General features: G+C 67.2%; 18 protein-coding genes. 8 read left to right on the top strand and 10 right to left on the bottom strand.

Translation table 11 applies throughout. The annotated features are described in order from the left end of the window. Positions 1–60 precede the first annotated feature (60 nt). A complete protein-coding gene (locus tag ACWELQ_RS15815; RefSeq protein ID WP_452397761.1) occupies positions 61–1,197 on the bottom strand; it encodes an epoxide hydrolase family protein in 1,137 nt (378 codons plus the stop codon). Between the two features lie 137 nt (positions 1,198–1,334). Here ACWELQ_RS15815 and ACWELQ_RS15810 point away from each other — a divergent pair, with 137 nt between their 5' ends. After that, positions 1,335–2,663 (top strand): cytochrome P450, encoded by a 1,329-nt coding sequence (locus ACWELQ_RS15810; protein ID WP_452397760.1) that lies wholly within the window; start codon positions 1,335–1,337, stop codon positions 2,661–2,663. Between the two features lie 6 nt (positions 2,664–2,669). On the opposite strand, the gene ACWELQ_RS15805 is transcribed toward ACWELQ_RS15810, so the two are convergent. After that, positions 2,670–3,257: a DUF4232 domain-containing protein gene (locus ACWELQ_RS15805; RefSeq protein ID WP_452397759.1), complete on the bottom strand. Its 588-nt coding sequence runs from the start codon at positions 3,255–3,257 to the stop codon at positions 2,670–2,672. A gap of 28 nt (positions 3,258–3,285) precedes the next feature. Continuing rightward, positions 3,286–3,726, bottom strand: coding sequence for a MerR family transcriptional regulator (locus tag ACWELQ_RS15800; protein ID WP_452397758.1), 441 nt, complete (start codon positions 3,724–3,726; stop codon positions 3,286–3,288). Positions 3,727–3,773: 47 nt separating this feature from the next. Here ACWELQ_RS15800 and ACWELQ_RS15795 point away from each other — a divergent pair, with 47 nt between their 5' ends. Genes ACWELQ_RS15795 through ACWELQ_RS15785 form a run of 3 tightly spaced genes read left to right on the top strand, consistent with a single transcriptional unit; the run spans position 3,774 to position 5,343 of the window. After that, entirely contained in the window at positions 3,774–4,730 is a 957-nt protein-coding gene (locus tag ACWELQ_RS15795) for an MBL fold metallo-hydrolase (RefSeq protein ID WP_452397757.1), read from the top strand. Between the two features lie 4 nt (positions 4,731–4,734). Next, the gene (locus ACWELQ_RS15790) at positions 4,735–5,112 is read left to right on the top strand and encodes a hypothetical protein (protein ID WP_452397756.1); all 378 of its coding nucleotides are present in this window, start codon (positions 4,735–4,737) and stop codon (positions 5,110–5,112) included. Between the two features lie 3 nt (positions 5,113–5,115). Further along, positions 5,116–5,343, top strand: coding sequence for a GNAT family N-acetyltransferase (locus tag ACWELQ_RS15785; RefSeq protein WP_452397762.1), 228 nt, complete (start codon positions 5,116–5,118; stop codon positions 5,341–5,343). Here ACWELQ_RS15785 and ACWELQ_RS15780 read toward each other — a convergent pair. Next, positions 5,340–5,966, bottom strand: a complete 627-nt coding sequence (locus ACWELQ_RS15780; RefSeq protein ID WP_452397755.1) for a TetR/AcrR family transcriptional regulator — start codon at positions 5,964–5,966, stop codon at positions 5,340–5,342. The two genes, ACWELQ_RS15785 and ACWELQ_RS15780, sit on opposite strands and share 4 nt — an antisense overlap. Before the next feature lie 107 nt (positions 5,967–6,073). On the opposite strand from ACWELQ_RS15780, the gene ACWELQ_RS15775 reads away from it, so the two are divergent. Next, positions 6,074–7,111, top strand: coding sequence for a hypothetical protein (locus tag ACWELQ_RS15775; protein ID WP_452397754.1), 1,038 nt, complete (start codon positions 6,074–6,076; stop codon positions 7,109–7,111). A gap of 298 nt (positions 7,112–7,409) precedes the next feature. Next, a complete protein-coding gene (locus tag ACWELQ_RS15770; protein WP_452397753.1) occupies positions 7,410–8,654 on the top strand; it encodes an FAD-dependent oxidoreductase in 1,245 nt (414 codons plus the stop codon). Positions 8,655–8,700: 46 nt separating this feature from the next. Here ACWELQ_RS15770 and ACWELQ_RS15765 read toward each other — a convergent pair whose 3' ends face one another. Next, positions 8,701–9,132 (bottom strand): MarR family winged helix-turn-helix transcriptional regulator, encoded by a 432-nt coding sequence (locus ACWELQ_RS15765; RefSeq protein WP_452397752.1) that lies wholly within the window; start codon positions 9,130–9,132, stop codon positions 8,701–8,703. Between the two features lie 63 nt (positions 9,133–9,195). Here ACWELQ_RS15765 and ACWELQ_RS15760 point away from each other — a divergent pair, with 63 nt between their 5' ends. Further along, positions 9,196–10,302, top strand: coding sequence for an FAD-dependent oxidoreductase (locus tag ACWELQ_RS15760; RefSeq protein WP_452397751.1), 1,107 nt, complete (start codon positions 9,196–9,198; stop codon positions 10,300–10,302). 3 nt (positions 10,303–10,305) lie between these two features. Here ACWELQ_RS15760 and ACWELQ_RS15755 read toward each other — a convergent pair whose 3' ends face one another. The 3 genes from ACWELQ_RS15755 to ACWELQ_RS15745 all read right to left on the bottom strand — a co-directional run bounded on the left by ACWELQ_RS15755 (position 10,306) and on the right by ACWELQ_RS15745 (position 13,016). Then, positions 10,306–11,097, bottom strand: a complete 792-nt coding sequence (locus ACWELQ_RS15755) for an SAM-dependent methyltransferase (RefSeq protein WP_452397750.1) — start codon at positions 11,095–11,097, stop codon at positions 10,306–10,308. Between the two features lie 118 nt (positions 11,098–11,215). Further along, entirely contained in the window at positions 11,216–11,755 is a 540-nt protein-coding gene (locus ACWELQ_RS15750; protein ID WP_452397749.1) for a hypothetical protein, read from the bottom strand. 286 nt (positions 11,756–12,041) lie between these two features. Next, positions 12,042–13,016 carry a hypothetical protein gene (locus ACWELQ_RS15745; protein WP_452397748.1) on the bottom strand — a complete coding sequence of 325 codons (975 nt, stop codon included), beginning with the start codon at positions 13,014–13,016 and terminating at the stop codon, positions 12,042–12,044. 809 nt (positions 13,017–13,825) lie between these two features. Between ACWELQ_RS15745 and ACWELQ_RS15740 the strand changes: the two genes are divergently transcribed. Continuing rightward, entirely contained in the window at positions 13,826–14,167 is a 342-nt protein-coding gene (locus tag ACWELQ_RS15740) for a response regulator transcription factor (RefSeq protein WP_452397747.1), read from the top strand. 55 nt (positions 14,168–14,222) lie between these two features. Here ACWELQ_RS15740 and ACWELQ_RS15735 read toward each other — a convergent pair whose 3' ends face one another. Further along, positions 14,223–15,218, bottom strand: a complete 996-nt coding sequence (locus ACWELQ_RS15735; protein WP_452397746.1) for a sigma-70 family RNA polymerase sigma factor — start codon at positions 15,216–15,218, stop codon at positions 14,223–14,225. A 16-nt stretch (positions 15,219–15,234) separates the two neighbouring features. Further along, on the bottom strand, positions 15,235–15,472 hold a 238-nt coding region (locus ACWELQ_RS15730), incomplete at its 5' end, for an EthD family reductase (RefSeq protein ID WP_452397745.1).

Here is a 15,472-nt window from a genome sequence, read left to right as displayed (position 1 = left end):
CCTGCCAGAGCCCGGCTGGATAGCGCCCGAAGTGGTTGCGGCGGTGCGCCATTCAACCGATCAACGCAGCTTTCGGAAGAACTCACGCAGATCGCGGGTCATCAGATCGGGGACTTCCATCGGCGCGAAGTGACCGCCACGATCGAATTCCGACCAGTGCACCAGGGTGTTCTGTCGTTCGGCAATGCCGCGGATGGTGTTGTTGCCCGGGAACACCGCCACCCCCGTGGGAACGCCGGAGTCCGGCAGGGTCGCGCCCCAGACCTGGGACTCCTTGTACAGGCGCATGGACGAACCGGCGGTGTCGGTGAACCACAGCACCGAGAGGTTCGTCAGCAGCACGTCGCGGTCGATGGCGTCGGTCGGCGTCGCCTTCGCCGGATCCTTGAAGGTGTTCACCACGTCCAGCACCCAGGCCGCCAGGGCCGCCGGAGAATCGGACATCGCCGGGGCGAGGGTCTGCGGGCGGGTGGAGTGCATGCCCGCGTAGCCGGAGGTCTCCTTACTGCTCCAATCCTTCATGCCCGCCAGCTTCGCCTGATCCTCTGCGCTGAAGCCGGATCCGTCCTCGTTCCAGCCCGGGATGGTGATCGGGTCGTTGAGGTGCACGCCGAGGACGTGCTCGGTGTCGATGCGGCCCAGTTGCGGGGCGATGAACGAGCCCGCGTCGCCGCCCTGCGCGCCGTAACTCTCGTATCCCAGCGCGGCCATGAGCTTCGCGATCAGCTCGGCGCTGTGTTCGGTCGCGGCATCACCGGCGCGGCGGGTCGGACCGGAGAACCCGAAGCCGGGCAGGGTCGGAATGACCAGGTGGAACGCGTCTTCCGGCTCACCGCCGTGGGCGCGCGGGTCGGTGAGGGGACCGATCAGCTCGGTGAAATCCTCGAAGGGCCAGCCGTGGATCAGCACCAGTGGCAGGGCGTCGGGCTCGGGCGAGCGGACGTGCGTGAAATGCAGGCTCTGCCCATCGATCTCGGTGCGGAACTGCGGGTACGCGTTCAACGCGGCCTCCCGCGCCCGCCAGTCGTAGCCGCTCCCCCAGTACTCGCACAGCTCGCGCACATAGGCGGTCGGAATGCCGTAGCTCCAGCCCACGTCTTCCAGGTCGGAAGACCAGCGGGTACGCGCCAGTCGGGCACGCAGATCCTCGATGTCGTTGTCGGAGATATCGATTCGGAAGGGCTCGAAAACCGTCATGTCCTCACCCTAGGGATCAACTAGGTCGAATCGTGTCCTATACCGGCAACGGTTCCGCTGAGTACAACGTTCGGTCTACGCTGTAGGACAAGCGTTTCGGCCGCGACGGAGCGGCACTTGCGAAGGGATCGGCAATCGTGAGCACCGCATATCCGCCTGGACCGCCGGTGCCGCGCACCGTACAGACCGTTTTCTATGCCCGTTGGCGAGGAGCGATGCTGCGCGCCGCGGCCCGGCGATACGGGGATGTCTTCACCCTGCATCTGGTCCCGCCCTACTCCGAGAACGTCGTGGTGTTCTCGCGGCCCGAGCATATCCGCGAGATCTTCGCCGCCGACCCGGCCGATCTGCATGCAGGGGAGGGCAATCGGCTGCTGGTGAACATCATGGGCGAGCATTCGCTGCTGCTCACCGATGAGGACGAGCACGCCCGGGCCCGGCGACTGCTCATGCCGGCGTTCGTGGGATCGTCGCTGCGCGGGTATCGGGCCTTGGTCGATGCCATCGCCAAGGAGCACGTGGACCGGTGGGAATCCGGGTCGACCGTGCACACGCTCGACCGGATGAACGAACTGACACTCGATGTCATCATGCAGGTGGTGTTCGGTATGACCGACGAGCGCCGCCGTGCTGAGCTGGCCCCGCGGCTGCGCCGGATCGTGAACGTCAATCCGATCATGTTCTTCGGCTGGAAGTATCCGTGGCTGCAACGGCGCGGACCGTGGAAACGCTTCGACGACAACCAGAACGCCATCAACGAACTGCTCTACAGCGAGATCCGCGAGCGGCGCGCGCATCCGGAGGTGGACGCGCGGACCGATGTGCTGTCCCGGCTGCTGGCGGCCGGATCCGGTGAGAACCCGTCCGACGCACCGCTGTCGGACGAGGAACTGCGCGATCAGCTGGTGACACTGCTACTGGCCGGGCATGAGACCACCGCCTCGGCGCTGTCGTGGGCGTGCCACGAGCTGGCCGCGAACCCGGAGATCCAGGCGCAGGCCCGGCGCGCGGCCCATGACGGCGACGAGAAATACCTCGAGGCGGTGCTCAAGGAGGCTATGCGCCGCCACACCGTGATCGCCGCGACCGGGCGGAAACTGACCCGCGACATGACCATCGGCGGCATCGAGCTGCCTGCTGGCACCGTGGTGTCGACCTCCATCCTGCTGGCCCACGAGCGCACGGCGGCCTTCCCCGATGCCGTGGCCTTCCGGCCCGAGCGGTTCCTCGAGGGTGAGGTCGCGGCGAACACCTGGCTCCCGTTCGGTGGTGGGGTGCGCCGGTGCATCGGGGCCGGGTTCTCGCTCATGGAGGGGACGGCGGTGCTGCGGGAAATCCTGACGCGCTACCGGCTTTCGCTGCCCGACGGGACCGGCAGCGAGCCGTCCAAGGTCCGCAATATCACCCATATTCCGGCAAATGGTGCGCCCGTGGTGGTGACCGCCCAGTCCGCTGTGCCGGTGTAGCGGCCGCTACCCAGTGACCGGGTGGACGTGCAGGGCACAGCTGTCAATCGTCACTGTGACGGTGCGGGTGTCGGTTGAATTGGGCGGCGTCACCATGAGATTCGTGTACAGCGAGCAGCCGTTGCCGTCGGCGTCGAAGGCCACACCCTCCACCACGGCCGTGGCGGGGTGGCCCGAATCCAATGTCACCGTGGGCGGTTCGTCGCTGCCCTGCGGGAGGCCGCCCATGAAGCCGCGGGGTGTGCGGTCCGCGTGCAGCAGTGGGCCGCCCGCGCCGCTGTCGACGCCCGGGTAACCGGTCAGCGTGCACGGCGCGGAACCCGCCGCCAGCGAGAAAGTCAGTTTCACACCGCGGTGACCGGTGGCCGGGGACATCACCGCGCCGGTGACATCGACCTGCCCGCTGCCGCAGCCGGTGACGTCGGCGGTGGCCGGAACATGCTGTGCTGCCGGTGAAGTGGCCGACGGCACCGCGACACTCGTCACGCCAGAGGTGGTCGGCGCGACGGTCTGCGGGGCGGTCGTGTTGGACGAGCAGCCGACCGCCGCCAGCACGACGGCGCCGACAGCGAAAATCTCGGTGGTGAAGCGCATCCCCACACTCCTCCCGGTTCGGAACAACTCACCGGACGCGACCCGGCGCCCGCACTGATCTATCGCGGTGACCGGCGGGAATGTGACCGCGCGCCGCGAAGTCCGAGCATTCGGCGCATTCGCTGATGACCGGATGATCGCATTCGGCCAGATGCTCGAGGAAGCGATCGGTGGCCTCCAGCAAGGCGATTCGCGCCCGCACCTCGGCCCGCCGCTCGGCCAGCATGGCCAGGCGATCCTCGCAGCCGCCGATGCCGAGCTGCCGGATCTGCTCGAGCGACAGCCCGGTGCGCTGCAACTTCTGAATCACCCGCGCGTAATCGAGGATGTGCTCGTTGTAGCTGCGATGCCCCGAAGAGCTGCGCGGCGGAGCCAGCAATCCCATCGACTCCCAGTGCCGCAGCACGTGCGTCTCCACGCCGAGCGCGGCTGCGGCGTCACCGATTCTCATGTCCTGGACGGTCGTCACGATTCACCCCTTTACTTCATGTCGACCTTAAGTATTAGCGTTCGGGCATGTCCGATCCAGTACGCAATCCCAGCCTGATCCAATGCTGCGCGGCCGCAGCCAGTTCCGTCGCCGGCGTGGTGCGACCCCGGCCCGTCGACCAACGGTTCCTGCGGTCCATCACCGATGCCGGGCTGCCGACGCCCGAGCGCACGGTCGAGGTGCGAGCCCTCGCGCAGACGCCGCGTTCGGTGCCGACCGCGGCCGTGGTGGAGGGCGTCTTCACACCGCGGCGCATCGGCAGCTCGCTGACCTCGTTCGTGGTGCGGCATCCCGAAGCCACCTTCATCGTCGATCCGAGCTTCTGCCTCGACGCCGAACCTCGGGCGATCGCCCAGTTGCCCGCCCTGCTCCGACCGGCTGTGCGCCCGCCCGCCGACACCATCCCGACCATCACCGCGCTGCGCGCCGAGAAGGATCTGTCCGCACTGGATTTCGCGCTTCCCACCCACACGCACTGGGACCACGTGTGCGGTCTGCTGGATCTTCCGGGGTTGCCCGTGCACCTGCACAGCGTCGAAAAGCAGTGGGTGCTCGGCACGCCGGTGTCTCCGGTCGGCGGGGTGCGGGATTCGCTGGTCGATCGGCCCATCGTCGAATACGACCTCGACGGGCCACCGGTGCTCACCTTCACCCGCAGTCGCGATCTCTTCGGCGACGGCAGCGTCGTACTGGTGGACCTACCGGGACACACACCTGGCAGCATCGGCGTGCTCGCCCACACCGCCCGCGGCTGGGTGCTACTGGCAGGCGATGCGGCCTGGCATGCGCTGCAGATCGAGAAGGTGCGTCAGAAGGCCGGTTTCCCAGGGATTTTCGTCGACGAGGACCGGGAACTCACCTTCAAGACGCTGCACCGGCTGCACCTCGCGCAGCGGGTGCTCAGAGTTGTCCCCACCCATGATCACGATGCGGCAATGCACCTCGCAGCGCCCGGTGCGGAGGCAGCCGAACCGCTACGGTGAGCGCATGGCGATCACCGTGCGCCCGGCGCAGATGTCCGATGTTCCCGAGCTGGCACGAGTTCTGGGCATCGCCTTCGCCGATGATCCGATCGTCACCTGGCTGATCCGCGACGACGCGACCCGCGCCCGGCGCACCGCCGCCCTCTGGACCGCGCAGGCCCGCCACCACTTCATCCCGCTCGGCGGAGTGGAGGTGGCGTGCAACGACGCGAATTCCATTGTGGGCGCGGCGCTCTGGGCGCCGCCGGGGCACTGGCACGCCGATGACGCCGCCACGTTCCGGCAGTTGCCCGGGCTGGTGCAGGCCTTCCGGCATCGGCTGCTCGCCGCGGGACGGCTGGCCGACCGCATGATGGCCGCTCACCCGCGCGAACCGCACTGATATCTGGCCGTCATCGGCACCCTGCCGGGCGTCCGCGGGCAGGGCTACGGCCAGGCCCTGCTCAATTCCCGTCTCGAGCGCTGCGACGCCGACGGCATCCCGGCCTACCTCGAATCCAGCAAGCCCGAGAATGTGCCGTACTACGCGCGATTCGGCTTCGAGGACAACGGAACCCTCGACGTGACCGAGGGTGGCCCGCCGCTGTGGCCGATGTGGCGCAACCCTCGCTAAGGGGTGTGGCCCTCCGCCGCGTCGAAGGCCGGGGCGAGCGGGGCGAGCGCGGCACGGAGCAGATCCGGCAGTGCGCCGGACACGACGACCAATCCCGAGGTCGCGGGTGGTTGTAGCCAGTGTTCGAGTGCGACGCGGACGGCGGCGGCCACGGCCGCGGCCAGTACCGGGGCGGTGAATTCGGCTGGCGCGCCGAGACGTTCGGCGATCGCCTCCGCGAGGGGTTTCGAGAGCGTATCCGTGTCGCTGAGGAACATCGCTCGCAACGCCGGGTGCGTGGTGATCAGCAGCAGGGCGTCGCGATGGTGTTCGCCCGGGTCGGCGTACTGCTCGAGTACCGCGTCGACGATGACGTCGGCCAGGCGATCCTCCGCGGGCCGCACCGCGATCGCCGCGGCGACCCGCGCCTCCCGCTCGGCGGTGACGGCGGCGACGATCGCGTGCTCGCGGCTGGAGAAGTAGTTGTTGTAGGTCCGGGGTGAGACACCGGCGGCCTCGGCGATGTCCTCGACCCGCACATTGTCGGGCCCGTGTTCCAGAGCCAGTCGCAGTGCCGCGTCCCGCAGTGCTTCGCGCGTGGCCTGTTTCTTGCGCTCGCGCAATCCCGCCGGTCTCGTTGTCACGCTCCGATCCTGCCACAGAAAACTGCGCATGCGCAATATTGCGTGCACGCATGTTTTAGGTCTACCGTGGCGTCGACCGAACCCCGATCGACGAAAGGACCACGCTGATGCGCGGCAAAGGCATGACGTACGACACCGGTTTCCTCTCCCACGGCCAGGTGTCGAGGATCGACTTCGCCCCCGAGACCGTCCGCCGCGAACTGACCATCATCCGAGATGACCTGCACTGCAACGCCGTTCAGATCGTCGGCGGCGATCCCGACCGGCTGGAACTGGCGGCCCGCTACGCCGCCGAGCTGGGGCTCGAGGTCTGGTTCTCGCCCTATCCCCTCGAACTCGCGCATGCCGAGACCCTGACCCTGTTCGCCGACTGCGCGCGGCGGGCCGAACGGCTCAGGCAAGGCGGGGCCGAGGTCGTCTTCGTCACCGGCGTCGAACTGAGCCTGATGAATCCGGGATTCCTACCCGGCGACACCGTGTGGGAGCGGCTCGAGTCCCTGCTCGGTGATCCGTACGGCCGCAACGAGCGAGTCGGCGCACTCACCGCGCGCCTCGACGCCTTCCTCGCCGAGGCCGTCACCGTCGTCCGCGAGCACTTCACTGGCAGACTCACCTACTGCGCCATACCGTTCGAGCGCATCGACTGGACGCCCTTCGACATCGTGTCGATCGAGCTCATTCGCTCCGCCGAGGTGGCCGACCGATTCCGTGCGGGCGTGCGCGATCTCGTCGCACAGGGAAAACCCTTGGCGGTCACCGGCTTCGGCACGGCCACCTGGAAGGGCGCGGGCGACATCGCGCCCCGCAGCAACGAAATCGTCGAATACGACCCCGACACCGGTGCCGCGGTACGACTCAACGGCGACTACGCCCGTGACGAGCCCGGGCAGGCCACCTACCTGAGCGAGCTGCTGGAGATCTTCGACAGCGAAGGCGTGGACAGCACCTTCGTATTCCTGTTCGCCCTGCACAGCCACCCCCACCGCCCCGACGGCGATCCCCGCGACGACCTCGACCGCGCGAGCCTCGGCATCGTCAAGGTGCTGGAGAACGACTACGGCACCACGTACCCGGACATGACCTGGGAACCCAAGGCGGCCTTCACCGCCGTCGCCCAACGCTACGCGCCGCAACCACTCTCATAGCTCAGCGAATCGTATTGCCGCCATTGTGTGATCGCTTGGCGTGGAATGACCCGCGCATGGCATGAACGCGCACCGTGAGAAGTCCGGGCCGGAACATAGTCTCAGGTCGTGGCAGGTATTCGCAGCGCTCCATCGGGAGTTCGACGATCGCCCGCAACGCCTGGGGGCTCCCATCCGACCTGGACGCGCGGCTCGTCCCAATTATCTCTTGACTTTCAAGCCTCTTGATCCTCAAACTAATAATGTCTTGGCAATCAAGATACAGCATCATCAAGACAGTTCAGAGGGAGATACGGCAATGAAGAAGGCACTGGTCATCGGCGGCGGCATCGCCGGTCCCGTCACCGCGATGGCCTTGCAGAAGGCGGGCTGGGAGGCGGTCGTCTACGAGGCGTACCGGGACGCGGCCGCCGAGCAGATCGGGGCGTATCTCACGGTGGCGGTGAACGGGCTCGCGGCGCTGACCGAGATCGATGCCCACCACGTAGTCACGGAGGTCGGGCATGCCACCGACACGCTGTCGTTCTACACCAGCGGCGACAAACTCATCACCGAGATGCCGATCGGCGGCACACTGCCCGACGGCACCGTGACCCACAGCGTCAAGCGGCGCGACCTGTACCGGGCGCTCAATGCCGAGGCGGTGCGCCGCGGGATCCGCTACGAATTCGGCAAGCGACTCGTCGACGCGCGGCCCACGGCAGACGGCGGCGTCGTCGCGACGTTCGCCGACGGCAGTCGAGTCGAAGCCGACCTGCTCGTCGGTGCGGACGGAATCCATTCCCGCACTCGCGAAATCCTCGACCCGAACGCGCCGAAGGCGCACTACCTGGGCATCTACGGGCTGGGTGGCTTCGTCACCGATCCGGGGCTGCGGGCCGAGCTCGGAGTCCGTCCCGGCGCCTACAACATGATCTTCGGCAAGAAGGCTTTCTTCGGCTACCTCGTCGCCCCCGACGGCGAGATCTGGTGGTTCGCCAATATGCCCGGTGCGCAGGAACTTTCGAAGCAGACCCTGGCGGAGACCACCCCCGGACAGTGGCGCGAACGGCTGGTGCGGCTGCTGGAGGCCGACCGCGGCCCTGCAGCCCGCATAGTGGCGGCCACTCCCGACGCCGCTTTCGTGCCCGGCTTCAACCAGTACGACATGCCGTCGGTCTCCACCTGGCACAACAACGCCATGGTGATTGTGGGCGACGCCGCGCACGCGGTCGCCTCGTCCTCGGGCCAAGGCGTCTCGATGGCGGTCGAGGACGCGGTCACCCTTGCCCTGTGCCTGCGCGATCTGCCCGACACCGCCTCCGCGCTGGCCGAATTCGAGCGCCGTCGTCGCGATCGCGTCGAGCGCGTGGTCGCTCACGGCGCGGAGACCAGCGGCGACAAAGCCCAGCACGGCCTGGCGCGCGTCTTCGTCCGGTTGGTGACCCCGTTCTTCCTCAAGCGGGCGGCCAAGCAGGGCATCGGCTCGCTGAACTGGATGTTCGACCACCGCATCAGTTGGTCCGACGACACCGCCGAACAGCCGGTCGGCATCGAGAAGTGAACGGCCGTCGGATTGAAACCCATGACCGCCAACGACATCGGAGCACTCAGTCGTCCTGCTCGACGAACAAGGTCAGCAAGGTGTGCAACTGATGTTGCTGCTGGTTGTCGAGCACCCGCAGCAGACCGCCTACCGCGTCGCGGAAGTAGCCGCTCGCCTCGCTCAGACGCTGCGCACCCGTCTCGGTGATCACGATCTCGTAGGCGCGGCGGTCGTGCGGATTCCGGCGGCGGACCACCAGACCGCGGTGCTCGAGGTCGTCGACGATGCGGACCAGCGTGGATTTGTCGATGCCCAGGGCCGCACCCAGTTCGCGCTGGGTGCGGCTGTGTCCGTCCGCGACCGCGGCGAGCACCCCGGCATGCTGCAACTCGATGCCAGAGGGCCGGGCGGCTCGGTTGGCGGCCGCCCGCGCGAGCAGATGGGCGCGATACAGCAACGTGCCCAAGGCATTCGGATCGACGGGTAGATCTTCCATCCCGAGATGCTAACGCACTAAGATAATCTCAGATGAGATAGTGTCGAGTGCAAAGGATAAGCTATGCGTGTCCTGATCATTGGAGCCGGTCTGGCCGGGCCTTGTCTGGCACACGGTCTACGGGCGAACGGCCACGAGGTGCGGCTGTTCGAGCGTGATGCCGCCCTCGACGCCCGGGCGCAGGGCTATCGGATCCACATCAATGGCGACGGTGACGCGGCGCTGCGCCGCTGGCTGCCCGCCGACGCCTACGCGCAGGCCACCGCGACGGCGTGCGAGGTCAAGGGTGGGGTCACCATGGTGGGTCCAGATCTGAAGAACTACACCGAGATTCCCATTCCCCCGGAGGCGGCCGGTATCACCGTCGATCGGCTCACCTTGCGCGCGATCATGCTGCGGGAGCTGGTCGATGTGACCCGGTTCGGCGCCGCGTTCAGCCGCTACGAATTGCTCGAGGACGGACGCGTCCGGGTTCATTTCACCGATGGCTCCAGCGACGAGGGCGATGTGCTGGTGGCCACCGACGGCGCGAATTCGCTTGCCCGCCGACAACTTCTCCCCGATATGCCGGTCACCGCCCTCGACCGGCACTTGATCTACGGTCGCACTCCCCTGTCCGAGGCGACTCGGGAACTGACGCCGCCTCCGGCGCTCGGCGGGTTTCTCGGTGTGGTCGGTGCGGACGGCCGTCAGCTTGCCGTGGCCGCGCAGCTTTTTCGCCGCGACCCCGCCGAATTCGGACTACCCGCGGGGCATGACTATGTCATGTGGGGGCTGACCATTCCGGCCGCCGGGGACGACCTCCACGACCTCGGCGCACGGGAGCTGCTGGAGGTGGCGACGGGGTCGGTGTCGGACTGGCATCCGAGCCTCGGCGAACTTCTCCGCCACGCCGATCCCGACTACCTCGTTCCCGCCGCCATCCACACCTCCCGGCGTCCCGCGTCGTGGCCGCCGGTACCGGTCACGTTGGTCGGCGATGCCGCCCACCCCATGCCTCCGGCCGGAATCAGCGCCGGAGTGGCGATCCACGATGCGGGACTGCTTGCCTCCCACCTGATCTCCGCGTCCCAGCTGCTCGACGCGCTGCGCGGGTACGAGGTCGAGATGCTCGACTACGGTTTCGCGGCCGTCGCGACCTCGCTGCGCAATCACCAGGGGCAGTACTGATCCCTACTGCTTGCGGGCCAGACCACCGACCACGAGTTCCTCCCAGACGGTCAGGTCGGGCCTGGCGGGGTCGACATTCGCGGGGTCGACATGCCAATGCGCGCAGGGCCGCAAACCCTCGGGATCGAGGATGAGAGTGCCGAAGCAGGAGAGGATTTCGGCATCGGTCCGAAAGCGGCCGCGACCGAAGGCTTCGAGGATCTTGTTCGCGGTGGCGATCGCCTGCCGGGTGGTGCCGGTGCGGAAGTGCGAGAGATACACCTGACTGTCGGCGGGCATGCGGTCGGTCCAGTACTGGACCACACCCGCCGGGTCCTCCTCGTCATTGACGAAGCTCAGCGTGATACCGAACAGGACGCCGACCGGTTCGTCGAAGTTGATCAGCCGCTGCACGTCGGCATGCTTCTCGATGCTGCCGGGATCGCGAATATCCGCCTCCACCACGATAATCGACTCGTCCACGGCGAGCAGTGCGCGCCCGTGCGCCACCACGAACGGATCATCGTCGACGTACACGACGCGGGCCTGCGGATGCGTCTGCCGCAGGACCTGGTGCACATTGATGCTCGCGGGCAGGCCACAGCCCATATCGATGATCTGGCTGATGCCCGACTCGGCCATCAGCCGGGTGGCCCGCAGTATGGCCTCCCGGTTGGTGATCGCCAGCATTTCGGAGCCGGGAAGATCTTCGATGAAGTAATCGCCCAGATCCTTGTCGACACCGTAGTTATCGCGGCCGCCCAGCACATAGCTGTACACGCGTGCCACACTCGGCCGAGATTGCCGCGCTCGCATGGCGTTGATGTTCAAGTCGCACACACCCCTCTTTCCACACCGACGATACCGCTATCCACCAGGAAATCCTCGGTCATCACGACGATCACCGCCAGCGTCCGGGTATGACGAATCGGGCCTAATTCGTCGCCGTCGTGGTGGGTGCGGCAGCGGTGGTCGTGGGGGCGACCGTGGTGGTTGTCGGTGCGGGAGTGGCGGTTTGGGTGGTGGTCACCGGTGCGGTGGTGTCGGTGGTCGTGGGCGCCACCGTGGTCGTGGTGGTCGGCGCCACGGTCGTGGTCGGGGCCGGGATCGGGTCCGGGCAGTGACCCAACTGGTCACCGAGAGTGTTGATTTCGGCGTTCGAGCGCGGGTCCCCGGCATAGTTGATCTGGTCGGTGCACTTCACCGGAGCGCCCGCACCCGGATCCTGGGCGGGCGCGGGCTGATCCCCCGCCGGGTTCGGCTGCTGAGGGTTGTTCCCGCCCTGCGGGTTTCCGCCTTGACGCGGCTGCGAGCCGGGATTGCCGCCGCCGGGCTGCGACGCGGGTGAGCTCGTCACCGACGTGACGGGGCTCGTCGTGCCCGCCACCGTGGTGGTCCCGGAAATCTTCGCCGTCACACTCGACTTGTCCGAATCGCTCGAACAGCCCGCCGCCAACACAACGATCGGTGCCATCAGCGCCACCGCGACCCGAGTAACCACCTGTAGGCGCACGCGCCCTCCCGCCACAGCGGACATTCCATCCTCCTGAGCGCGCAGCCCCAGCCCCGACTCATCGGCTGCACCACAACAACATTCGCCGGTTCACCACAGAACCGGTCGACACGAATTCAGGGGGAATGATCATCCCCCGGTCCGAACAGTAAGGGCTCGGACCGGGGGAAGTCATCGGCGTCGACGCCCCAAGTTCTGGGGGCCGCTTATCGATCGAGGCGGAATGCTTATCGATCGGGAAGGAGGCTCAGCGGTTCGCGGTGGTGGTTGGGGCGCGTTGTGCGAGCAGGGCATCCAGTTGTTGTTCGGCCCGCTCGGCGCGGGCAAGGGTTTGGGCGCGGGCATCGTCGAGGGCGGCCAGGCGTTCGGCGGCTTCCTGGCGGGCCTTGTCGAGCGCGGCGGTCGAATCCTTGCGCAGCTCCGCCAGATCGGCGGCGGCCTGCCGGCGCGCCTCGGCGTTCTCGGACCGGACGCGATCGAGGTCGGCGCGTGCCTGCTTGAGTTCGTCGCGGGTCTCGGCGACCACCTGATTGCGTTCCGCGACCGCGGCCTCGGCGCGTTCGATGGCGCGCTCGGCATCAGCTGCGCGCTGCACCGCGAGGTCACGTTCCGCCCCCGCGGCGGTGATGCGCTGACTCGCGTCGCGGCGCACCTGCTCTACCTCGGCGGCAGCTTTCGCGCGAGCCAGTTCGATATCCTCGGCCGCCTGCTGCCGCGCCCGCTCGACATCGTCGGCCGCTTCCCTGCGCAGTGTGCGTACCTCGGCCTCGGCCTCGGCGCGTGCGGCGAAGACATCGTCCGCCGCCTGCTTGGTCACCTGCGCAACCTCTTTGAGCGCGTCATCACGAGCGCTCAACGCCTCAGCGATCCGCCCCTCCGCCTCCTCGGCCGCCAACGCCGCGTCCTCCGCCGCCGATTCGGCTGCCGCCCTGGCCTCTTCGGCCTCTCGTCGCTTCTGCTCCGCGGCCACGGTCGCCATCTCCGCCTCCGCGATCCGACGCGCCGCATCCGCCTGCACCGCCTGGACCTGCGCTTCTGCCACGGCAGGATCGGCCAGCGTGGACAATTCGGCCACCGCGGCGGTGAGTGTATTCCCCAACTGATCGGTCAGCGCCCGAAATTGTCCAAGCAGTTCATCGGCCCTGAGACGGGCCACCGTCACCGGACCCTGTTGCGTCACAGTGACGTTCGCGGCCGGACTCTCACCCTCCGCCTGTTGCATCCTTTGCCGCTCCCGCCACGCCCTCCACCGCGTGTGATCCGGATGCTCACAGTATTCCGACGGCCGCCCCGGCCCCCCGGCTCGCGTAATCGGTTTAGTACACCCCGGGTAGTTACAGATGCTCGACACCGCCAAATCGTAGCGTTGGTTTCGTCATTTCCAACGTAAGAACACGAAACGAAACCCCAAGTGCCCGAAATCAACTCAACCGGCTCTGACCCCCGATAAGTGAACGTTATCGGAGGTCAGCATCCCTCGTCCATCCAAAAAGCGTCGATATTATTTCGTTTACGTTTGGTCACAGCAAACGCAACGGAACCTCTACGAAACCCGTGAAAAACTAGGCACCCCTTCTCGGTTCATGAGAAGGGGTGCCAGCTTTCAATGCGCCGGGACGGGTGAACGCCAGGACTGGCGGATAACAGCCGACGCGTTCGTTCTGTTTCGCAGACCGCACTGGCCGTCTTCGCTCGATCAACGAAGTGTCGGCGGGATCGCGGTGCGATCACGTCGAGGGCTGGGGATATCGGAACGGTCACCGGCTGGTGAACGGTGGCCGTCGTATCCGGGACAATTCTTCCATTCGGATTGCCGAGTGATTGCTGTCAGGTTTAGCCTCGAGACCCGAACTCGACGTACAGGCCAGTCGGTTCTTAATGGCTTGTCGGGATATCGAGATCGGGACGACACAGCGGGTCGGGGGATCCGGTCGATAGGGGTAACCCATGAACACCCACCAGCTCGCGATTACGCGTGCCCCGCACCCGACGATCCTGCCGCCTCAGCCAGCACCGACATCGAGGGTGCTCGTGGTCGAACAACATGCCACGACCGCCGAGATGGCCCTCCTGGTCCTGAAGGCCGCAGGTTACGAGGCGTTGCATGCCGGTTCCGGCACACAGGCGCTGGCTCTTGCCCCACTGTGGCATCCCGACCTGATCCTGCTGGACATCCTGCTACCCGACCTGCCCGGCATCGACGTCTGCCTGCGTCTGTGTCAGACGTCCACCGCCCCCATCTTGATCGTGTCCGCCGAGACCGAACCCGCCGTCATCGACCTCGCGCTGACCGCGGGCGCCTGCGACTACCTCACCAAACCCTTTCGCACCGCCGAACTGATCACCCGCATCGGAGCCCGCCTCGGTCGATAACCGAGATCGACCACCCAAATCGTCCGAACACAACTCACATCACCGAGCCGGCGGGTCAATGGCTGAAGGTGTCCGGGAATCCGAACGTCGTCACCAGTGCCGGATCGTGGAACTTGATCACGCGGGAGACGCCGGTCGCGGTGGGCGCCAGCACCACAACTCCGTCGGCTCGCAACGTTCCGTCCGCGGCCCGGCGGTATACGACCGCGGCCGGCTGTCCGTTGGCGGCGGTCGCGATCATCCGCCAATCGCCCGGTGTGCCGAGTACGAACGCCTCGAGGACGTGGATACACATCGCCCGGCCCGACTGCCAGTCGCCGAAGGGCGTCGCCTCGAGGGTGGCGTCGACGCGTAGCACCTGTTCGAGCAGGGTCGCGTCGGAGCGCTCGAACGCCGCGATATAGCCGTCGAGCAGCGCCTGCGCCCGCTGGTCGGTCGGTTCGAGCAGTTTGCGCGGCTCGGGCTCCAACTCGTCCAGCCGGGCGCGGGCCCGCTGCAGGCCGCTCTTGACGGCCGCGGTGCTGGTGCCGAGGATCTCCGCGGTCTCGGCTGCCGAGAACGCCAGCACCTCACGCAGGATGAGGATCGCGCGTTGCCGGGCGGGCAGATGCTGCAGGCTGGCGATGAGCGCCAGCCGCAGCGATTCTCGTTCGACCACTACCACGGCCGGATCGCCGTCCGGTGTGGCGACCTGTGCGTCAGGCAGCGGCTCCAACCATGAGACCTCCCCCGGCGCAACGGGATTCGGCGCACGATCAGGTCCGTCGTACGGGCCGCCCAGACCTGAGGGCAACACCCGAATCCGACGTCGCTCCAACGCCTTCAGACAGACATTGGTGGCGATCTTGTAGAGCCAGGAACGCATCGACGCCCGGCCCTCGAATCCGGAGTAGGACCGCCACGCTCGCAGATAGGTCTCCTGCACCAGGTCCTCGGCATCGTGCGCGGAGCCGACCATGCGGTAGCAGTGCGCCAGCAACTCCCGCCGGAACCGTTCGGTCTCCTCCGTGAACTGGTCTCGCTCCGGTGCCGGTCGCAGATGCGATGTCACGTCGCCAGCCTAGCGATCAGACTTCATCGAGCCGCAGAATCATGCCGCGAAAGGTCGCATAGCGGGCCAGGTTCGCCGCGGCGTCCTCGGCGGTGCGGCGGCCGATCTCGGACCCGAGCGCGGTCTCGAGAGCGGCCATGTCGTCCCAGTCCAGCATCACGACCAGGTAGCACGGCTCGCCGATCACGGCCGCCGGTTGGTGACTGCGCGTGAAGCGACGCAGGCCCGGATACTGTCGCGCCAGCGGGATATGG

The sequence above is a fragment of the Nocardia sp. NPDC004722 genome (assembly GCF_053601505.1).
Note: the sequence above shows the minus strand (reverse complement) of the source record. Positions and strands in the feature narration are given on the sequence as shown.